The sequence below is a fragment of the Streptomyces chrestomyceticus JCM 4735 genome, assembly GCF_003865135.1.
GTDB lineage: Bacteria > Actinomycetota > Actinomycetes > Streptomycetales > Streptomycetaceae > Streptomyces > Streptomyces chrestomyceticus.
Genome location: NZ_BHZC01000001.1, coordinates 7,228,152 through 7,244,867 on the forward strand (window position 1 = coordinate 7,228,152; position 16,716 = coordinate 7,244,867).

The window sequence follows — 16,716 nt, forward strand, 5'->3', positions numbered from 1 at the left end:
CCCCGGGCAACTCCGTGCAGCGGCGGATTCTCCGCTCTCCCTACGGGTGATGCAGGTAGGGACTGTCTATTGCCGGGCCGGTCGGCGGTCAAGGAGGTACGCGATAAATCTTGCGCTTGCTGCGCAGATGCCGCTGATGACCTTGTTTGCCATGGTTTTCCGGGCCAGGGAGGAACGCTTCCGGACATCGCGGCGTCGTACGGGGTTCAACCGGTGTTCGCCGGGGCGCGCGAGGGTGTGCGGCGCAGGGACCGAGCACACCGAACCGGCCGTCCAGGAGATGACCATGCCGCTCACCCGCAGAGACTTCGCCAAGCGCTCCGCCGTCGCCGGTGCCGGCGTCGCACTGACCGGCAGCGTGGGCGTCCTGGCCACCGCACCCGGTGCCATCGGGCAGGAGGTACCGGAAGCGGACGCGACCGCCCCGGCCGCCGGCGCACGAGGGCGCACACCGGGGTACGGGCCGCTGATCCCCGACCCGGCGGGCATCCTGGCGCTGCCCGCCGGATTCTCGTACCGGATCATCACCCGGACCGGCGTCACCACGCTGGAGACCGGCGAATCCACCCCCTCCCACCACGACGGCACCGCCGCCTTCCAGGGCCCGCGCGGCACCACCCTGCTCGTCAACAACCACGAGCTGAAGGGGCCGCGGGCGCGGTGGCCGCACCCCGTACCGCTCGCCGACGGCCTGGTCTACGATCCGGCGGCAGCCGGCGGCTGCACCGTCGTCGAGATCTCCCGGGACGGCTCGCACATCTCCGAACGGGTCGGCATCGCCGGTACGTCCACCAACTGCGCCGGCGGACGCACCCCTGGGGAACCTGGCTGACCTGCGAGGAGACCGAGGACAAGGCCGGCCAGAACGGCATGACGAAGGACCACGGCTACGTCTTCGAGGTCGACCCCCACGACATCCGCGCCGCCCGCGCACCCCGCCCCGTCAGGGCCCTGGGCCGCTACGCGCACGAAGCCGTCGTCGTCGACCCCAAGCGCGGCCACCTCTACCTCACCGAGGACGCCGACCGCCCCAACGGTCTCCTCTACCGCTGGACCCCGCCGCACGGCTTCCAGCACGGCCGCGGGCGGCTCCGCACGCTCGCCGACGACGCGGGCGTCCTGGCCGCGCCGCGCTGCTTCGACTCCGGCGGCCGGTTCGTGGACGACCTCTCCCGTGCCACGAAGACCGGCACGGTCTACGGCGTCGACTGGATCGAGGTCCCCGACCGCGACGCCCGCACCACCCCCGTACGCAAACAGTTCGGCGACCGCGACGTCACCCGCGCCCGCAAGCTCGAAGGCATGTGGTGGGCCGACGGCGGCGCGTACATCGTCTCCTCGTACGCCCGCGCGGAGAGCCCGGTCCGCCACGACGGCCAGGTCTGGTTCTACGACCCGCGCCGCCGCACCCTGACCCTGAAGGTCCTGCTCGGCGTCAACCCCGACCCCGGCCGGGACGGCGCCTTCGACGGCCCCGACAACATCACCGTCTCCCCGTACGGCGGCCTGATCATCGCCGAGGACGGCGAAGGCGTCCAGCACCTCTTCGGCGCCACGGACGACGGCCGTACGTACCCGATCGCCCGCAACGACCTCAACATCGGCACCGCCGATGACCCGGCCTACAGCGAATTCACCGGCCCGGTGTTCTCGCCCGACGGCCGCACCCTCTTCGCCAACATCCAGGAGCCGGGGGTCATGCTGGCGATCACGGGACCGTGGCGACGGCAGCGGTGACCGCTGCGCGGCCGGGTGTCCTGGCGCGGGGTGGGTGGCGGGCTCGGTCAGGAATCTTGGGCGGGATGTGCATGTTGTACGGGGGGTGAGTACGCGGAGCAGCAGGACGACACAGACGGCTGAGGACGAGGGGACGGGGCCTGGGGACCCGTCCGGCGACCCCGGCACCTCCAACGCCTCCGGTGCCTACAGCGGTCACGGCGCCTCCGACGACCGGTCTGGCCGCCTCCGGACCAGCCGCCTCCGCACCACCCCCTTCTCCCTCCTCGACCGCTCCCGCACCCGCCAGGGCCACCCGGAGGCCGAGGCGCTCCGCGACACGGTGGCCCTCGCGCAGCACGCCGAAGCGCTCGGCTACCACCGCTTCTGGGTCTCCGAACACCACAGCGTGCCGGGCGTCGCCGGCTCCGCGCCGACCGTGCTCGCCGCCGCGGTGGCCGCCGCGACCTCCCGCATCCGGGTCGGCACCGGCGGCGTCATGCTGCCCAACCACCGCCCGCTGGTCGTCGCCGAACAGTTCGGCGTCCTCGCGTCCCTCTTCCCCGGCCGCATCGACATGGGCCTGGGCCGTTCCGTCGGCTTCACCGACGGCATCCGCCGCGCCCTCGGCACCGACAAGGGCGCCGCCGACTCCTTCGCCGCCCAACTGGCCGAACTCACCGCCTACTTCACCGACGGCCCGCGCCCCCACCCCCAGGTGCACGCCCGTCCGGCGGAGGGCCTGCACGTCCCCGCCTTCGTCCTGGCCACCGGCGCGGGCGCGGACATCGCCGCCCGCGCCGGACTGGCCCTGGTCATCGGCGACCTACGAGGCCGCGAAGCGATGCGCGCCGCCATCGACCGCTACCGCGCCGCCTTCGAACCGTCCCCGCTCTGGCCCCGCCCGTATGTCATCGTCTCCGGCACGGTCGCCGTGGCCGAAACCCGCGAACAGGCACGCGACCTCCTGCTCCCCGAAGCCTGGTCGATGGCCTACTCCCGCACCCACGGCGTCTTCCCACCCCTGGAACCGGCCGAGTCGATCTCCGCCCGAGAACCGTCCCTGCCCCCGAAACAACGCGACCTCTACACCTCCGCCCTCACCGGCCACATCCACGGCACGGAAGCGGACGTCGCCACCCAGCTCGACACCCTCCTCACCGAAACCGCCGCCGACGAATTCCTGGTGACGACCAGCACGTACGACCGCGCTGGACTGCTGGAGTCGTACGAGCGGCTGGCCCGGGTGGTGGGGATGGCGGGAGCGGAGTTGCCGGAGCGGGCAGAGATACCCGGACGCGCGTCCTGACCGAAGCGCCTCACGGCCCGCTTCCGGCCAACCCCTCGACCGTCTCCAACGCCAGCCGCCACGGATAGCTGTCCACCCGCTCACCGCCGGTGCCGGGCGGGTGCGGCTCCCAGGCGCCCGGCCCGTACAGCACATGCACCCCCAGGTCGCGCAGTACCTGTACCGACCGCCGGGTGGCCGGGTGTGCGTCCAGAGCCGTGGACCAGAACGGCAGCGCGACCACCGGCAGCCCGAGCCCGACCACCTCGGTGAGCAGGCCGAGGGCGTACGTGTCGGCGATGCCGACGGCCCACTTGTTCACGGAGTTCATGGTCATCGGCGCGACAATCACCGCGTCGGGCGGCGGATTGCGCTTCGCCTCGCCCGCCTGACGCCAGTCACTCCGCACGGGCCGTCCGGAGGCGGCCTCCACCGCGGACACGTCCAGAAACCCGCCCGCCTCGGCCGCGGGCGTGGCGACGACACACACGTCCCAGCCGTCGTCCACGGCGGCTTCGACCAGGCGGACGAGCCGGGCGGCGGGGCCGGCGGCGCAGGCGATGATGTGGAGTACTCGCGGCGTACTCATACCGGTACCTGTGCCCGGTTCGCCAGCGCGCGGAGCCAGGGAGCGCGTCCGGCGCGGTCACGTTGCAGCAGTTCCCCGATCAGTTCCCGCGTCACAGTACGGGACCGTACTTCCTCTGGTGCTGCCTTTTCTGCCGCCAGCAGCGCACGAGTCGCTGCTTCCGTACGGCCGCAGGCGTGCAGAGCGCGTGCCACGTCCGTCCAGTACGTGGCCTGTCTCTCGGCTACGGCGAGTTGGTCGGGCATGACGGTCTTGGCCGCTTGCAGGGCGTGGCCGGCGTCGCTGAATGCGAGGGCGATCGACAGTCGGTGCAGCGCCACGTTGTTCGCTCCGAAGGCGGCCCACTGACGATTCGTCGCTTCTTGCAGCAACGCAGCGGTACGTTCCGCTTCGTCGAGCAACTCCGCTGCCGCGTCCCGGTCCTCGCCCAGCGCGGCGGCCCACGCTCCGCGCAGCAGCAGCGCACCGAAGACCGCGACGTTGTCGGGTGCGGACCTGGACACCCGTCCAGAGAGACGGTCGACTCCGGTTATTGCTACGCGCACCGCCTGCCTCCGATGGCCGACGGCGGCGACGGCATGGGTCAGAATCCGGTACGCCGAGGCGATCGCTGTCGGGGCCTCGGTCCGCCGAGCGGCTGCCGCTGCCTTCTCGGCGGCGATCCAGGCCGATGCCGCGTCGTCGTACTTGAGGAGCAGGGTTGCCGCCACGTGGTAGGCATGGACTGCGAGCAGGTCCGTGGCCCGCTGCTCGGGCAGTGCGCTCCCGGAACCCCCGAACCGGGCCAAAAGAGCGGGCAACTGCCGCGCGAGCCGCGCGTAGCCACACGCTTGAACGAGCCGCTTGGCTTCCGTGGTATCCCGGCGCAGCGCCTCGATGGTGCCTGGTTCCCGCGCGCTGACGGTGCCGGTGAGAACGTCCCGGATGGCGTCCAGCGGGTCGATGACAGGGACGTGCAGCACATCGTCGGGAGCGGTGGGGATCGCTGCATAGCCGACCACGGCAAGAGAGTGGGACACGAAAGTCCGCCGCCGCATTTCTCCTTCGGCCTGGGAGGGAGGGGAAGTGCCGCTCGCCTCCGGAGGCAGAGGCCGGACGCGGCGCCGGAAACCGAGGGATTCCGGCGGGCACCCGAAGAGAGCTGTGAGTACGGTCCGTGCCGTGGGGTGGGGCCATCCCGGAGTAAGGGATTCCCACCGTCGTACTTGGCGCACCGTCACCGTCGCGTCGATGCCCAGCGCGAACGCCTTGTCCTGGAAGGCGATGACGAAATCGTCCTGGGTGTGCAGGCCCGCACTGATACGGGCCCTGACAAGAAGTGGGTTCCCCGGGGAGCCTGGCATGGCGAACCTCCGTACTGCGTCTCGGCCCAGAGTACGGGCGCGGAGGACTGAGCAGGACGCGAATGTCCTGGCGAATGTCCTCAAGAATTGCCTTCTGCGCTGCCTCGTACGAGAGCGCCGGACACGGTGTTCTTGGAGGCATGACGATTCCCGCGAAGAGCTGCGCCTCCGTCTCCCTCCCCGACTGGATTCCCCGCGGAGCGGGACTGCGCGTGGTGCGCGACGTGGCCGCGCTCGGGGTGGATGTGGTGTGGCTGGGACAGCCGACGGGGGAGCGGGTCCTGAGGCAACTGGGTGGCAGGTCCGGAGCGGTCATCGAGGATCACCGGCGTCCGGCCGGGATGTGCTGGCTGGTGCCTGCCGGTACGGCCGGTGGGACGCGACTGCCTTTTTGGGGTGATGCGGGGGTGGGTTCGGCCCTGTATGTGCCGGGGCTGGAGATGCGCAGCGAGCGGCTGTGGTGGCGGGTGCGGCCGGAGGGCGGAGCGCTGGTCACGAGCGCGGTGGCCTTGCGGGCGGCTGTCATCGCCGTGGAGAGCGCGCTGTGATCGGGTGTGCGGACTGCGGTTCCGTACGGGACGTGATCGTCATCGGGACCGTGCACACGGCCAGTGGCGGCGGGGCCGACGTCGGGCTGTGCGCGGGGTGCGACGAGAAGCGGGAGAGGCGGCGCAGGGGCGGCGCCCGCCTGCGCGGGGCCGCCCCTATGGGCGTCAGAGCGCCGCGCCCCCCGGCTTGACCATGCCGCGGACGGTGCGGGAGTCGACGAATTCGCCCAGGGCGGTCATTTCCCATTCGCCGGAGAACTGGCGGATGAGTTTGGCCATCATCACGCCCGTGCGCGGTTCGGAGTGGGTGAGGTCGAAGCGGACCAGTTCCTCGCCGGTCTGGGCGTCGAGGAGGCGGCAGTATGCCTTGGCGACGTCGGAGAACTTCTGGCCGGAGAAGGAGTTGACCGTGAAGACCAGGCCGGTGACCTGCGGGGGGATGCCGCCGAGGTGGACGGTGATGGCCTCGTCGTCGCCGGCGCCCTCGCCCGTGAGGTTGTCGCCGGAGTGCTGGATGGCGCCGTTGAGGATCTGGAGCTTGCCGAAGAAGCAGTTGTCGACCTTCTTGCGGTCCGGGCCGTAGGCGATCACGGACGCGTCCAGGTCGATGTCCTTGCCGCGGTAGGCGGGCTCCCAGCCGAGGCCCATGCGGACCGAGGACAGGAGCGGGCGGCCGCCCTTGACCAGGGAGACGGTCTGGTTCTTCTGGAGGCTGACGCGGCCCTTGTCGAGGTTGATCTTGCCGGCGCCGGGCGCGGGAGCGGGCGGAGCCGGGGGAGCGGAGGGGGCCGCGGGAGCCGTGGGAGTGGTTGCCGCGGGCGGCGGGGCCATGGGGGCCGGGGCGCCGGTGGGCGGGCCCCACTGGGCGGCGGGAGGAGTGGTGGGGGGAGCGGGGGCCGCTGCCGGAGGGGCTTGCGGGGCCGCGGCCGGGACCGCCGGTTCTTCGACGCTGACGCCGAAGTCCGTGGCGATGCCGGCCAGGCCGTTCGCGTAACCCTGGCCGACGGCGCGGACCTTCCAGGCGCCGTTGCGCCGGTAGATCTCCACGACGACGAGGGCGGTCTCCGGGCCGAGCCGGGGCGGCGTGAAGGAGGCGATGACGCTGCCGTCGGCGGCGTTGCGGACCGTGCCGGTCGGTTCGGTGCCGGCGAAGGTGGCGCCGGGCGCGTCCAGGCTGGCGGTCACGACGATCTTCTCGATGCCGGCCGGCACCGCGGCGGTGTCCACCGTGATCGTGTCGCCCGCGCCGCCCGCGCCGGACGTGTGGGTCACGCCCGGGCCGGCCGGCTGGTTGTAGAACACGAAGTCGTCGTCGGAACGCACCTTGCCGTCGGTGGTGAGCAGCAGGCCCGACACATCGAGCCGCACGGGCGCGGTGACGTCCACCGCCACCCGCGAGGCGGTGAGCGGGAGGTTCGAGCCAGGAGTCATAGCGGTCATGCCGGGGATAACGAGTGGCCTTCCTTTGCGGTTCCATTACCGAGGGCCGGACGGGTCCGGGCGTGGCAGTACGGGGCCGGGGCCCCGTACGGGCTCAGCGGCGTTCGCGGCTGTTGCCGAACAGCAGGCGGTAGGCGATGAGGAGGACCAGGGAGCCGGCGATGGCGGCGATCCACATGGACGGCTCGAAGAAGTCCTTCGGAATCGGCTTGTCCAGGAACTTCGTGGAGAGCCAGCCGCCTATGAAGGAGCCGACGATGCCGATGAGGGTGGTGCCGACGAGGCCGCCCGGGTCCCGTCCGGGCAGCAGGATCTTGGCGATGACGCCCGCGATCAGTCCCAGTACGAGCCAACTGACGATACCCATGGTGCGTTCCTCGTTTCCTGCGCGGTTGCGCAAATGATTGATACGTAGACAAGGACGCCGGGAGGGCGGGGCGGGTTGCGTCGGCTTCGGCGGGGTGGCGCGGGGAGGGCGGTGGAGCCGACGGGGCCGGTGGAGGGCTCAGTACGGCCACTGGGGCGGGTCCACGCAGAAGGCGCCGCCCAGGTGCGCGTGTTCGGGGTCGGCGGGGTCGAGCGGTCCGTGCGCGGCGAGGAGTTCGGCGGCGTACGGCTCGGAGTCGTCCTGCGGTACGTAGCCGAGTGAGCGGGCCGTGGTCAGGTCCCACCAGAGGCGGGTGTTGGCGGAGGAGCCGTAGACCACGGTGTGGCCGACGCCTTCGGCGGTGAGCGCGGCGTGCAGCAGGCGGGCGCAGTCGGGCGGGCTCAGCCAGATCGACAGCATGCGGACGGTGGTGGGGCGCGGGAAGCAGGAGCCGATGCGGACGGAGACCGTCTCGATGCCGTGCAGGTCCCAGTAGAGGGAGGCGAGGTCCTCGCCGAAGCCCTTGGAGAGGCCGTAGTACGTGTCGGGGCGGCGCGGGGTGTCCACCGGGATCGCGCCGGAGCCGTCGGCGGGGCGCGGGGTGAAGCCGACGGCGTGGTTGGAGGAGGCGAAGACGACGCGGCGGACTCCTTCCTCGCGCGCCGCCTCGTAGAGGTTGTAGGTGCCTTCGATGTTGGCGCGCAGGATCTTCTCGAAGGGGGCTTCGAGGGAGATCCCGGCGAGGTGGACGATCGCGTCCACGCCGCGTACGGCCTCGCGGAGGGCTTCCTTGTCGGCCAGGTCCGCGGCGATGGCCTCCGGTGCGTCGTCGATGGTCCGCTGGTCGAGGAGCCGGAGCCGGTAGCCGTACGGGGGCAGCAGCCCGCGCATCAGGGTGCCGAGGCCGCCGGCGGCGCCGGTGAGCAGGACGGTGCGGGGTGCGGGCATGGGCTCCTCCGGGCGGGCTCGGGGGTACGGCTTCGTCCGCGGACGGGGTTCAGGTGAAGGGACGATCACGGTCACCGTCCAGTGAACGGTGACGGTCACCGTCCAGTAGGCGAGCACCGTCACCGTACAAGTGGACGATCACAGTCACCGTAGGAAGGCGTGCCGGACAAGGTCAAGGTGCTTGACGAGTCGGCAAATGTGTTGGAGCGAAAGGGGTTTCGGGGGCGTCATGGCCGTCTACGGGCCTTGACCGGGCCGGGGCGCTGCCCTAGCGTGAGCGCGTTCATGAGTATGGACGCCAGTCAGGGACGTGCACGAGGGCGGGTGGCGGCGACGTCATCACGTCCGTACACGCCTCCTGATACGAGCTTGTCAGGGAGAGCCCGTGACCTCAGCCCCGCCGCTCGCCGACCGACTCGACGGACTGCTGTTCTTCCCCGTGACCGCGTACGGACCCGACGGCGCCCTCAACCTGCCCGCCTTCCGCGCCCACGTACGCGCCGGTGTCGACGCGGGCGCGGCCGCCGTCTTCGCCTGCTGCGGTACGGGCGAGTTCCACGCGCTGACCCCGGAGGAGTTCCGGGACTGTGTGGCCGCCGCCGTCCAGGAGGTGGCCGGGCGGGTCCCGGTGCTGGCCGGCGCCGGGTACGGCACCGCGCTCGCCGCGCGCTACGCCCGGCTCGCCGAAGCGGCCGGCGCCGACGGGCTGCTGGCCATGCCGCCGTACCTCGTCGTCGCCGGCCAAGCGGGCCTCCTGCGGCACTACACCGACCTCGCCGCCGCCACCGCGCTGCCCGTCATCGTCTACCAGCGCGACAACGCCGTCTTCACCCCGGAGACCGTCGCCGCCTTCGCGCGCACCCCCGGCATCATCGGCCTCAAGGACGGCCTCGGCGATCTGGACCTGCTGCAACGGATCGTCAGTGCGGTACGGACCGGGGCAGCGGGGGAGAAATTCCTGTACTTCAACGGGCTGCCGACCGCCGAGCTGACCGGCCTCGCCTACCGGGGGCTCGGCGTCCGCCTGTACTCCTCGGCCGTCTTCGCCTTCGCCCCGGAGGTCGCCACCGCCTTCCACCGCGCGCTCGAAGGCGGCGACGACAGGACGGTCAACCGGCTGATCGACGGTTTCTACCGGCCGCTGGTCGAGCTGCGCAACCAGGGCAGGGGATACGCGGTCTCGCTGGTCAAGGCGGGGGTACGGCTGCGCGGGGCGGACGTCGGGCCGGTCCGGCCGCCGCTCGGCGAACCGGCACCGGAGCACGTCGAGGCGCTGGCCGGGCTGATCGAACAGGGCCTGGCGCTGGCCGGCGCTCCGTCGGGCGGACGGTGATGCGCGCCGCCGCGTTCCTGTACCCGTGGGACGTGGCCGGCGACCCGGACGCCGCCCGCCGCGTCGCGGACCTCGGCGTCCAGCAGGCCTCCCTGGCCGCCGCCTACCACTCCACCCGTGCGCTGACCCCGCGCCACCCCCGCCACCGCGTCGTGACCGCCCGGCACGCGGCCGTCCTGTACCCGCCGGACGCGGAACGCTGGGCGGGCCGCGCCCTGCGCCCGTACGGGCAGGACTGGATGGCAGGGCCGGACCCCTTCGGCGAGGCGGCACGGGCGCTGGCGGACGCGGGCCTGGAGGTGCACAGTTGGGTCGTACTGGCCCACAACACGCGCCTGGGCACCGAGCATCCCGCCATCGCCGTACGCAATGCCTACGGCGACCGCTACCCGTGGGCGCCCTGCATCGCCCGGCCCGAAGTGCGTGCCTACCTGTGCGACCTGGCCGCCGAGGCCGCGGTACGTCCTGGCGCGCGCGGCACGGAGCTGGAGTCCTGCGGCTGGTACGGGCTGGCCCACCTGCACGCCCACGACAAGACCGGCGGCGTGCCGCTCTCCGGCGCTGCCCAGTACCTGATGTCGCTGTGCTTCTGCGAGGTCTGCGAGGCGGGCTACACGGCGCTGGGCGTGCCGGCGCGGGAGGTGCGGGGGGCGGTCGTACGGGCGCTGGAGCCGGTGTGGGCGGGTGCGGAGGGTGGCGGAGGCGAGGCCGGGGAGGGGCGGGCCGGGGAGTGGCGGGGCGTCGGGAAGTTGCTCGGGGGTGAGCTGTCGGAGCTCGTACAGCTCGTACGGAGCTGGCGCGACGGTGCCGCGCGCACGCTCCAGCGGGAGGCCGTCGCAGCCGTACGGGCCGTCGCGGACGACGGATTCCGCGTGCTGCTGCACGCCGACCCGGCCGGACACCGCTGTGGCGCGAACGCGGGCGTCGACCCGGCGGACGTCCTCGCGCACGCCGACGGGGTGGTGGTGCCGTGCACGGGTGACGACGCGGCCCGTACGGACGCGCTGATGCCGTTCGCGGAGGTACGGGCCCGCTCGGCCACGCGCCCGGAGGTACGGGCCCGCTCGGCCACACCGCCAGAGACGCAGGCTCGCTCGGCCACGTTCCCGGACACGCCCGCCGCCCCCGTCGTCGCCGCCAACCTCACCGTCGTCACCGCCATGGGCGGCCGCCCCGGCTCCCTCGCCGCCGACGCCGCGCACGCCGCCGCCCTCGGCGCGGACGAGCTGCGGCTCTACCACGCGGGCCTGGCGGGCGACGGGGACCTGGCGGCCGTACGGCGCGGGCTGGCGGCCGTACGGTAGGCGCGGTCTGCCAAGAGCGAGGAGCCCCGCGCCGCCCCGTAGAACCGCCCCGCGAAGCCCACCCCGCCCGTTCCGCCCCACCCGCACCGCACGGTGATCTACTACAACGCGTTCCGTTTCGCGGCCGTGCTCCTCGCCGTACGGCCAGGGCCGCGCGCCGGAGACGTCAACGTGCTCGCCGCCGCTCACACCCGCGAGTGCACCGCGCGTACGACGGCGAGCACGACCACGAGCAGACCTGGAAGGAACGTCATGACACAGCGCATCCTCGACCTCGACCGGGAGGAACTGGCTTCGCTGCGGGGCCGGGAGCTGACCGAGGCGGTCGCCGCCGCCGAGGGCCGCACGATGGTCGCCGAGGTCTTCGCGGAGCGCGCGGCGCTCTCCCCGCACCCCGAGGGCCGCGCGGGCGTGCACAACATCGAGCTGGTCTCCGCCTTCGGCGCGGACATCGTCGTCCTCAACCTCATCGAGCGGGCCTGGGACGGGGAGTACCTGCGGCTGCCCGGACTGGGCACCTTCACCAGCTTCGCCGACCTCGCCTCGTACGTGGGCCGCCCGATCGGCGTCAACCTCGAACCGGGCGACGTGCCGGAGATCCGCCGGGCCGGGCCCGAGCAGGCCCGCCGCCTGGTCGACATGGGCGCCGCCCTGCTCTGTCTCACCGCCAACCCCGGCACCGGCGGCAGCTTCGACGGCCTGGCCCGGGTCACCGACGAACTGCGCCGCGGGCTCGGCGACGACGTGGCGCTGTGGTCCGGCAAGATGCACCACGCGGGGCACCCCGAGCGGGTGACCCCCGGACGGCTGACCGCGCTGGTGGACGCGGGCGCCGACGGCATCGTCCTGCCGCTGCCCGGCACCCTGCCCGGCCTCACCAAGGAGCGGGCCGCCGAGGCGGTCGCCGCCGTCCAGGACGCGGGCGCGGTGGTGATGGGGGCGATCGGTACGAGCCAGGAGGGCGCGCACGCCGACATCGTGCCCCAACTGGCGCTGACCGCCAAGGAGATCGGGGTGGACGCGCACCACTTCGGGGACGCGTTCCTGCCGGGGATGTGCGATCCGGAGCTGCTCTACGCCTACTCCGTCGCGGTCCGCGGACGGCGGCACACCTGGAACCGGATGGCGCTCAACGGGCGCGGCAACCGCATCCCCGGCTGAGGCCGCGGTCGAGGAGGAAGAGGGGGAGGCGCCGGGGGCTCAGCCGTCGCTCGCGCGCGGGGCCGGTTCGCGCTTCGTACCGGTCAGGTGGCCGAAGACCACCACATTGCCCAGGTACTCCTGCCGGGCCTTGTTGAAGCCGCCGCCGCAGGTGATCAGCCGTAGTTCGGGGCGGGAGGCCGGTGCGTAGACCTTCTTGTCGGGGAAGTTCTCGCCGTCGTAGACCTCGACGGCGTCGACGGAGAAGACCGCGGTCCGGCCGTCCGCGCGGACGACCTCCACCTTGTGGTTCTTCTTCAGGGAGCCGAGGTTGTAGAAGACCGCGGGTCCGGAGCGGTTGTCGACGTGGCCCGCGATCAGTGAAGTGCCGGTGGTGCCGGGCGTGTTGCCGTCCGCATACCAGCCGGCGAGGTTCTTGTCCTCCTGCGGCGGGGTCGCCAGGCCGCCGCTCTCGTCGAGACCGAGGCGCATCAGCGGCGCGTCCACGCCGACGGACGGGATGCGCACCCGCAGGGGCCGGGAGGCCGGCATCGGCGGGGGTGGCGGGGCGGTGGCCGCGGACGGCCCGGGCTGCCGCGGGCCCGCGGCGAACCCCTGGTCGGCGGAGGGCTGCGGCGGCGGCGCCTGGGCCTGCGCGCCGTGGCCCATCAGCCAGATGCCGGTGCCCATCGCGCCCGCGGTGAGCAGGGCTATCAGCCCTTGGTCGCCGCGGCGGCGGGGGGAGTGTCCCATGGCTGTCGTGCCTCCGGGTGTCCGGGTGTACTGCGGACCGTCGGGCCGCCGGACCGGTCGCGTCCGACGGCCCGCGAAGGTTCAGGCCGAGTCGTCCGCGCGACGGCGGCGCACCATCCACACGCCGCCGGCCGCGGCCGCCAGCAGGACGCCCGCACCCGCGACGATCTCCGTGGTGCCGGAGTTCTCACTGGTGGTACCGACGCCGGTCCTGGTCGGGCCGTGCGGGGTGCTGCCGGAGGTGACCCGTACGGTGCCGGAGATCTCCGTCCCGTTGGCGCACTTGCCGCCGATGCCGTAGTTGCCCGGCTTGGTACTGGCCGGCACCCGCACGGAGCCCTGCACGTTTTCGGTGTGCGTCTGGCCCTTCGACGACAGCGTGACCCGGCCGGCGCCCAGGGTGCTGGCGTCGACGGTGGCCGAGCCGTTCTTGCCACAGGCACTGCTGTTGAGGTTGACCGTGTTGCCGGCCTTGACCGGGTTGGGTGTCACCTCGATGCTGCCGGTGGCCGCGAAGGCGGCACAGGTGGACAGGCCGAGGGCGGCGACGGACAGGGCGGCACCGGTGAGAACGCGAGTGGAACGCATGGGACGAACCTCCACGAGGCACGGACCGCGGCACACCGCAGCGCCGCAAAGGAAGTTGGGGGAGTTCCGCGCCTCCTGCAATCGAGGTAAGCGGCCGGGCGCGCCGGGAGCCTGTTGACGTGCTGTCAGAACTCCCGCGCACCATCGGCGTGTCGCGCATGATCGGTTACGTTTCGGCAGGTCAGGGGCTAGGTGGTCGTGACGTTCGGTGATGTTGCGGATTGGGATGAACGGGTGACGAATATTTCGCGTGGAATGTGGTATTAGCGCTGCGTAATCGGGTGTTACGGAGGGTGGCCGACGGGGTGGGATGGGTGGCGGTCGGTGGGCGGCCGACGGGTGGCCGACAGGTGGTCGGCGGTCTCATCCCGGCCGGACGAACCCGTTCTCGTACGCCGCGATCACCGCTTGGGTCCGGTCCCGCACCCCCAGCTTGGCCAGCACCCCCGCGACATGCGTCTTGACCGTCGCCGGGCCGACCGCCAGCCGGTCCGCGATCTCCGCGTTCGTCAGGCCCTTGGTCATCAGCCGCAGCACGTCCGCCTCCCGGTCGGACAGGCGCGCCCGCAGGGCCCGCGCCGATTCGCGCGCGGCCCGCGCCCCCGCGTACCGGGCGGCCAGCTCCCGCACCGCCGCCGGGAACAACAGCGAATCGCTGCGTGCCACCATCCGCACCGCCTGCACCAGGTCCTCCACGCCGGCCCGCTTCAACAGGAAGCCGCTGGCGCCGGCGCGCAGCGCGTCGTACACGTACGCGTCGTTCTCGAAGGTCGTCACCACGACGATCCGCGGCGGTTCCGCCATGCCGGTCAGCACCTGTTCGGTCGCGCGGATGCCGTCGATCTCCGGCATCCGTACGTCCATCAGCACGATGTCCGGGCGCAGTTCGCGGATCAGCGGCACCGCCTCGGCGCCGGTGGCCGCCTCGCCGACGACCTCCATGTCGGGCTCGGCGCCGAGGATCGCGCGGAGCGCCGTACGTACCATCCGCTCGTCGTCCGCGAGGACGATGCGCAGCGGGGGAGGGGGAGGGGCGGTGTCGGTGCGGGGGTCCGCGCGCCCCTCGTCCGTACCGGTGCGGGCGTCCGCGTGCCCTTCGTCCGTGTCGGTACGGGCGTCCGCGCGCCCCTCGTCCGCGCCGCTCACCGGGATGCCCCCAGGGGGAGCCGTACGGCCAGCCGCCATACGCCGTCCCGGCCCGCGGCCCGGGCCTCGCCGCCCAGCAGACGGGCGCGCTCGGCGATGCCGGGCAGGCCGCGGCCGCCGCCGGGGCGGGGCGTGCCCGCGACCGTACGGGTCGCTGTGACCGCCTTGTCTCTCTGTAGGGCGTCGCTCTGTATGGGGTTCTCCACCGTGATCCTCAGCTCGTCGGCGTCCAGGGCGATCCGCAGCCGGACCGGTACGGCACCGGCGTGCCGCAGCGCGTTGCTGAGACCTTCCTGCACGATGCGGTACGCCTCCCGCGAGACCAGCGGCGGCAGCCGCCCGCACCCGTCGTCGACGTCCGCGTCGATCCGCAGCCCGGCGGCGCGGGTGCGGTCCAGCAGCGTGTCCAGGGCGTCCAGCGCCGGTAGGGGTACGGGTGCGGGTGTACCGGCCGGGTCGTCCCCGTCCGCCCGCAACAGCCCCAGTACGGCGTCGAGTTCGGCGACCGCGCTGCGGGTGGTCTCCTCGATGGCGAGCAGGGCCTGCCGCGCGAACTCGGGGTCGGCGTCGAGCACCCGGCGGGCCGCGCCCGCCTGGAGGGTGACCGCGCTGAGCGCGTGGCCCACGGAGTCGTGCAGCTCGCGGGCGAGCCGGTTGCGGGAGGCGAGATCGGCGGCGCGCCGTTCGGCGGCGGCCAGCCGGTCGGCGGGTGTACGGCCGAGCAGCGTGGGCGCCGCACGGGCCAGCAGCCGGCCGCCCGCCCACGTGGTGCTTGCGACGAGGGCGAGCAGGCCGAGGCCGGTCAGCGGGCCGAGCAGGCCGCCGGCCAGGTTGGGCCAGCCCAGTTCCGCGTGCCGCAGCGGGTCGGTGACCGGCAGGAGGATCAGCATCACGGCGGCGGGCAGCGCCGCCAGTGTCATGCCGCTGACGATGCCGCCGGCCGTCAGGTGCGCCACGAACCACAGGGCCGTACGCCGCCGGGCGGCCCACGAGTCGGCGGGCTCCTCGGTCAGTTCGGCCGTCACGTCGGCGGGCAGGCCGCACAGCGACCGCGCCGCCGTCGCCTCCAGCGTGCGCAGCAGCGGGAAGAGCAGCGCGCCCAGTGCGGCGAGCGGCAGCGCGACGGCGAACGCGGCGAACTGCCAGGGGAAGTCGCTGAACGGGTTCACGTCGTCGAAGGCGAGCGGGACGACGAGCGTCGCCAGCAGGAAGAAAGGGGTCAGCAGGGCGCCGCCGAGGACGAGGTGCACCCAGCGGCCGAGGAACAGCCGCGCCCGGTTCGCTCGTGAAGCGCGGGACCCCGAACCCGACTTCGGACCGGACCCCGAACCCGATCCCGAACCCGACTTCGGACCGGACCTCGCTCCGGACCTCGCACCGGACGGCGCACCGACCTTCAAGCTGATCTTCAAAGCCGTCGCGTCGCCAGCATCAGCCGGTCCCGCGCGTCGAACAGCGCGTCCTTGATGAGCTGCTCGTGCCCCGGAGTCAGCCGGGCCACCGGCACCGAGCAGCTCACCGCGTCCCGCGCCGGGGTGCGGTACGGGATCGCCACGCCGAAGCAGCGCAGGCCGAGCGTGTTCTCCTCGCGGTCGACGGCGTACCCCTGCTCGCGCACCAGGCGCAGCTCCTCGATGAGCTGCTCGCGGTCGGTGACGGTGTGCTCGGTGAGGGCGTCGAGCTTCTCCGGGAGGAGCGCCCGTACCTGGTCGTCGGTGTACGTGGCGAGCAGCGCCTTGCCCAGGGACGTGGAGTGGGCGGGCAGCCGGCGGCCGACGCGGGTGAACGGGCGCAGGTAGTGCTGGGACTGACGGGTGGCGAGATAGACGACGTTGGTGCCGTCCAGCCGGGCCAGGTGGATGGTCTCGGTGGTGTCGTCGGCGAGCCGGTCCAGGGTGGGGCGGGCGGCGGCCACCACCTCGTCGCCGTCGATGTAGGAGGTGCCGACCAGCAGGGCGCGGACGCCGATGCCGTACCGGGTGCCGGTGGCGTCGGTCTCCACCCAGCCGAGGTCGACGAGGGTGCGCAGCAGCATGTAGAGGCTGGACTTCGGGTAGCCGACGGCCTCCTGGACGGCGGCGAGGCTGTGCATTCCGGGGCGGCCCGCGAAGTACTCCAGCAACTCCACCGTGCGCACAGCGGACTTGACCTGCGCTCCGGTGGTCTCGGCAGCGGACATCGGCCTTGACCCCTCAGTTCGGACAGCCATAGAG

Annotated in this window: 15 protein-coding genes and 1 pseudogene; 6 read left to right on the top strand and 10 right to left on the bottom strand. The window is 72.8% G+C overall.

Annotated features, from left to right (window positions below; all coding sequences use genetic code 11):
* Positions 1-286: 286 nt before the first annotated feature.
* Positions 287-1,737: pseudogene (locus tag EJG53_RS31590) on the top strand (alkaline phosphatase PhoX).
* 85 nt (positions 1,738-1,822) lie between these two features.
* Positions 1,823-3,025: an LLM class flavin-dependent oxidoreductase gene (locus EJG53_RS31595; RefSeq protein ID WP_125047803.1), complete on the top strand. Its 1,203-nt coding sequence runs from the start codon at positions 1,823-1,825 to the stop codon at positions 3,023-3,025.
* Positions 3,026-3,035: 10 nt separating this feature from the next.
* On the opposite strand, the gene EJG53_RS31600 is transcribed toward EJG53_RS31595, so the two are convergent.
* Positions 3,036-3,593 (bottom strand): flavoprotein, encoded by a 558-nt coding sequence (locus tag EJG53_RS31600; protein ID WP_125047804.1) that lies wholly within the window; start codon positions 3,591-3,593, stop codon positions 3,036-3,038.
* On the bottom strand, positions 3,590-4,594 hold the full coding sequence (locus EJG53_RS31605; protein ID WP_125047805.1) for an XRE family transcriptional regulator: 1,005 nt from the start codon (positions 4,592-4,594) through the stop codon (positions 3,590-3,592). The genes EJG53_RS31600 and EJG53_RS31605 overlap by 4 nt, the downstream gene beginning before the upstream one ends.
* Before the next feature lie 482 nt (positions 4,595-5,076).
* Here EJG53_RS31605 and EJG53_RS31610 point away from each other — a divergent pair, with 482 nt between their 5' ends.
* Positions 5,077-5,484, top strand: coding sequence for a hypothetical protein (locus tag EJG53_RS31610; protein WP_125047806.1), 408 nt, complete (start codon positions 5,077-5,079; stop codon positions 5,482-5,484).
* Between the two features lie 165 nt (positions 5,485-5,649).
* Here the strand turns inward: EJG53_RS31610 and EJG53_RS31615 are convergent, their stop codons facing one another.
* The 3 genes from EJG53_RS31615 to EJG53_RS31625 form a co-directional block, all read right to left on the bottom strand.
* Entirely contained in the window at positions 5,650-6,915 is a 1,266-nt protein-coding gene (locus EJG53_RS31615) for a TerD family protein (protein ID WP_125049723.1), read from the bottom strand.
* A gap of 103 nt (positions 6,916-7,018) precedes the next feature.
* Positions 7,019-7,291 carry a GlsB/YeaQ/YmgE family stress response membrane protein gene (locus EJG53_RS31620; protein ID WP_031010566.1) on the bottom strand — a complete coding sequence of 91 codons (273 nt, stop codon included), beginning with the start codon at positions 7,289-7,291 and terminating at the stop codon, positions 7,019-7,021.
* 138 nt (positions 7,292-7,429) lie between these two features.
* Positions 7,430-8,239, bottom strand: a complete 810-nt coding sequence (locus EJG53_RS31625) for an NAD-dependent epimerase/dehydratase family protein (RefSeq protein ID WP_125047807.1) — start codon at positions 8,237-8,239, stop codon at positions 7,430-7,432.
* 385 nt (positions 8,240-8,624) lie between these two features.
* Between EJG53_RS31625 and EJG53_RS31630 the strand changes: the two genes are divergently transcribed.
* From EJG53_RS31630 to EJG53_RS31640, 3 genes are all read left to right on the top strand, one after another.
* Positions 8,625-9,572 carry a 5-dehydro-4-deoxyglucarate dehydratase gene (locus EJG53_RS31630; RefSeq protein ID WP_125047808.1) on the top strand — a complete coding sequence of 316 codons (948 nt, stop codon included), beginning with the start codon at positions 8,625-8,627 and terminating at the stop codon, positions 9,570-9,572.
* On the top strand, positions 9,572-10,876 hold the full coding sequence (locus EJG53_RS31635) for a glycoside hydrolase family 10 protein (protein WP_125047809.1): 1,305 nt from the start codon (positions 9,572-9,574) through the stop codon (positions 10,874-10,876). The genes EJG53_RS31630 and EJG53_RS31635 overlap by 1 nt, the downstream gene beginning before the upstream one ends.
* 93 nt (positions 10,877-10,969) lie before the next feature.
* Positions 10,970-12,037 (top strand): DUF7916 family protein, encoded by a 1,068-nt coding sequence (locus tag EJG53_RS31640; protein ID WP_125047810.1) that lies wholly within the window; start codon positions 10,970-10,972, stop codon positions 12,035-12,037.
* Between the two features lie 39 nt (positions 12,038-12,076).
* Here the strand turns inward: EJG53_RS31640 and EJG53_RS31645 are convergent, their stop codons facing one another.
* The 5 genes from EJG53_RS31645 to EJG53_RS31665 form a co-directional block, all read right to left on the bottom strand.
* Positions 12,077-12,769, bottom strand: coding sequence for a class F sortase (locus EJG53_RS31645; protein WP_125047811.1), 693 nt, complete (start codon positions 12,767-12,769; stop codon positions 12,077-12,079).
* Positions 12,770-12,850: 81 nt separating this feature from the next.
* Positions 12,851-13,357 (bottom strand): hypothetical protein, encoded by a 507-nt coding sequence (locus tag EJG53_RS31650; protein WP_125047812.1) that lies wholly within the window; start codon positions 13,355-13,357, stop codon positions 12,851-12,853.
* 363 nt (positions 13,358-13,720) lie between these two features.
* Positions 13,721-14,344 carry a response regulator transcription factor gene (locus EJG53_RS31655; RefSeq protein WP_244955696.1) on the bottom strand — a complete coding sequence of 208 codons (624 nt, stop codon included), beginning with the start codon at positions 14,342-14,344 and terminating at the stop codon, positions 13,721-13,723.
* A gap of 155 nt (positions 14,345-14,499) precedes the next feature.
* Positions 14,500-15,753 (bottom strand): sensor histidine kinase, encoded by a 1,254-nt coding sequence (locus EJG53_RS31660; protein WP_174856485.1) that lies wholly within the window; start codon positions 15,751-15,753, stop codon positions 14,500-14,502.
* Positions 15,754-15,911: 158 nt separating this feature from the next.
* On the bottom strand, positions 15,912-16,682 hold the full coding sequence (locus EJG53_RS31665) for an IclR family transcriptional regulator (protein WP_125047813.1): 771 nt from the start codon (positions 16,680-16,682) through the stop codon (positions 15,912-15,914).
* Positions 16,683-16,716: the final 34 nt, after the last annotated feature.

What these genes read in the sequence shown, in the direction of transcription:
- EJG53_RS31620 (WP_031010566.1), bottom strand. Translation starts at nt 7,291, where the DNA reads ATGGGTATCGTCAGTTGGCTCGTACTGGGACTGATCGCGGGCGTCATC.
- EJG53_RS31610 (WP_125047806.1), top strand. Translation starts at nt 5,077, where the DNA reads ATGACGATTCCCGCGAAGAGCTGCGCCTCCGTCTCCCTCCCCGACTGG.
- EJG53_RS31600 (WP_125047804.1), bottom strand. Translation starts at nt 3,593, where the DNA reads ATGAGTACGCCGCGAGTACTCCACATCATCGCCTGCGCCGCCGGCCCC.
- EJG53_RS31665 (WP_125047813.1), bottom strand. Translation starts at nt 16,682, where the DNA reads ATGTCCGCTGCCGAGACCACCGGAGCGCAGGTCAAGTCCGCTGTGCGC.
- EJG53_RS31655 (WP_244955696.1), bottom strand. Translation starts at nt 14,344, where the DNA reads ATGGTACGTACGGCGCTCCGCGCGATCCTCGGCGCCGAGCCCGACATG.
- EJG53_RS31625 (WP_125047807.1), bottom strand. Translation starts at nt 8,239, where the DNA reads ATGCCCGCACCCCGCACCGTCCTGCTCACCGGCGCCGCCGGCGGCCTC.
- EJG53_RS31645 (WP_125047811.1), bottom strand. Translation starts at nt 12,769, where the DNA reads ATGGGACACTCCCCCCGCCGCCGCGGCGACCAAGGGCTGATAGCCCTG.
- EJG53_RS31635 (WP_125047809.1), top strand. Translation starts at nt 9,572, where the DNA reads ATGCGCGCCGCCGCGTTCCTGTACCCGTGGGACGTGGCCGGCGACCCG.
- EJG53_RS31615 (WP_125049723.1), bottom strand. Translation starts at nt 6,915, where the DNA reads ATGACTCCTGGCTCGAACCTCCCGCTCACCGCCTCGCGGGTGGCGGTG.
- EJG53_RS31650 (WP_125047812.1), bottom strand. Translation starts at nt 13,357, where the DNA reads ATGCGTTCCACTCGCGTTCTCACCGGTGCCGCCCTGTCCGTCGCCGCC.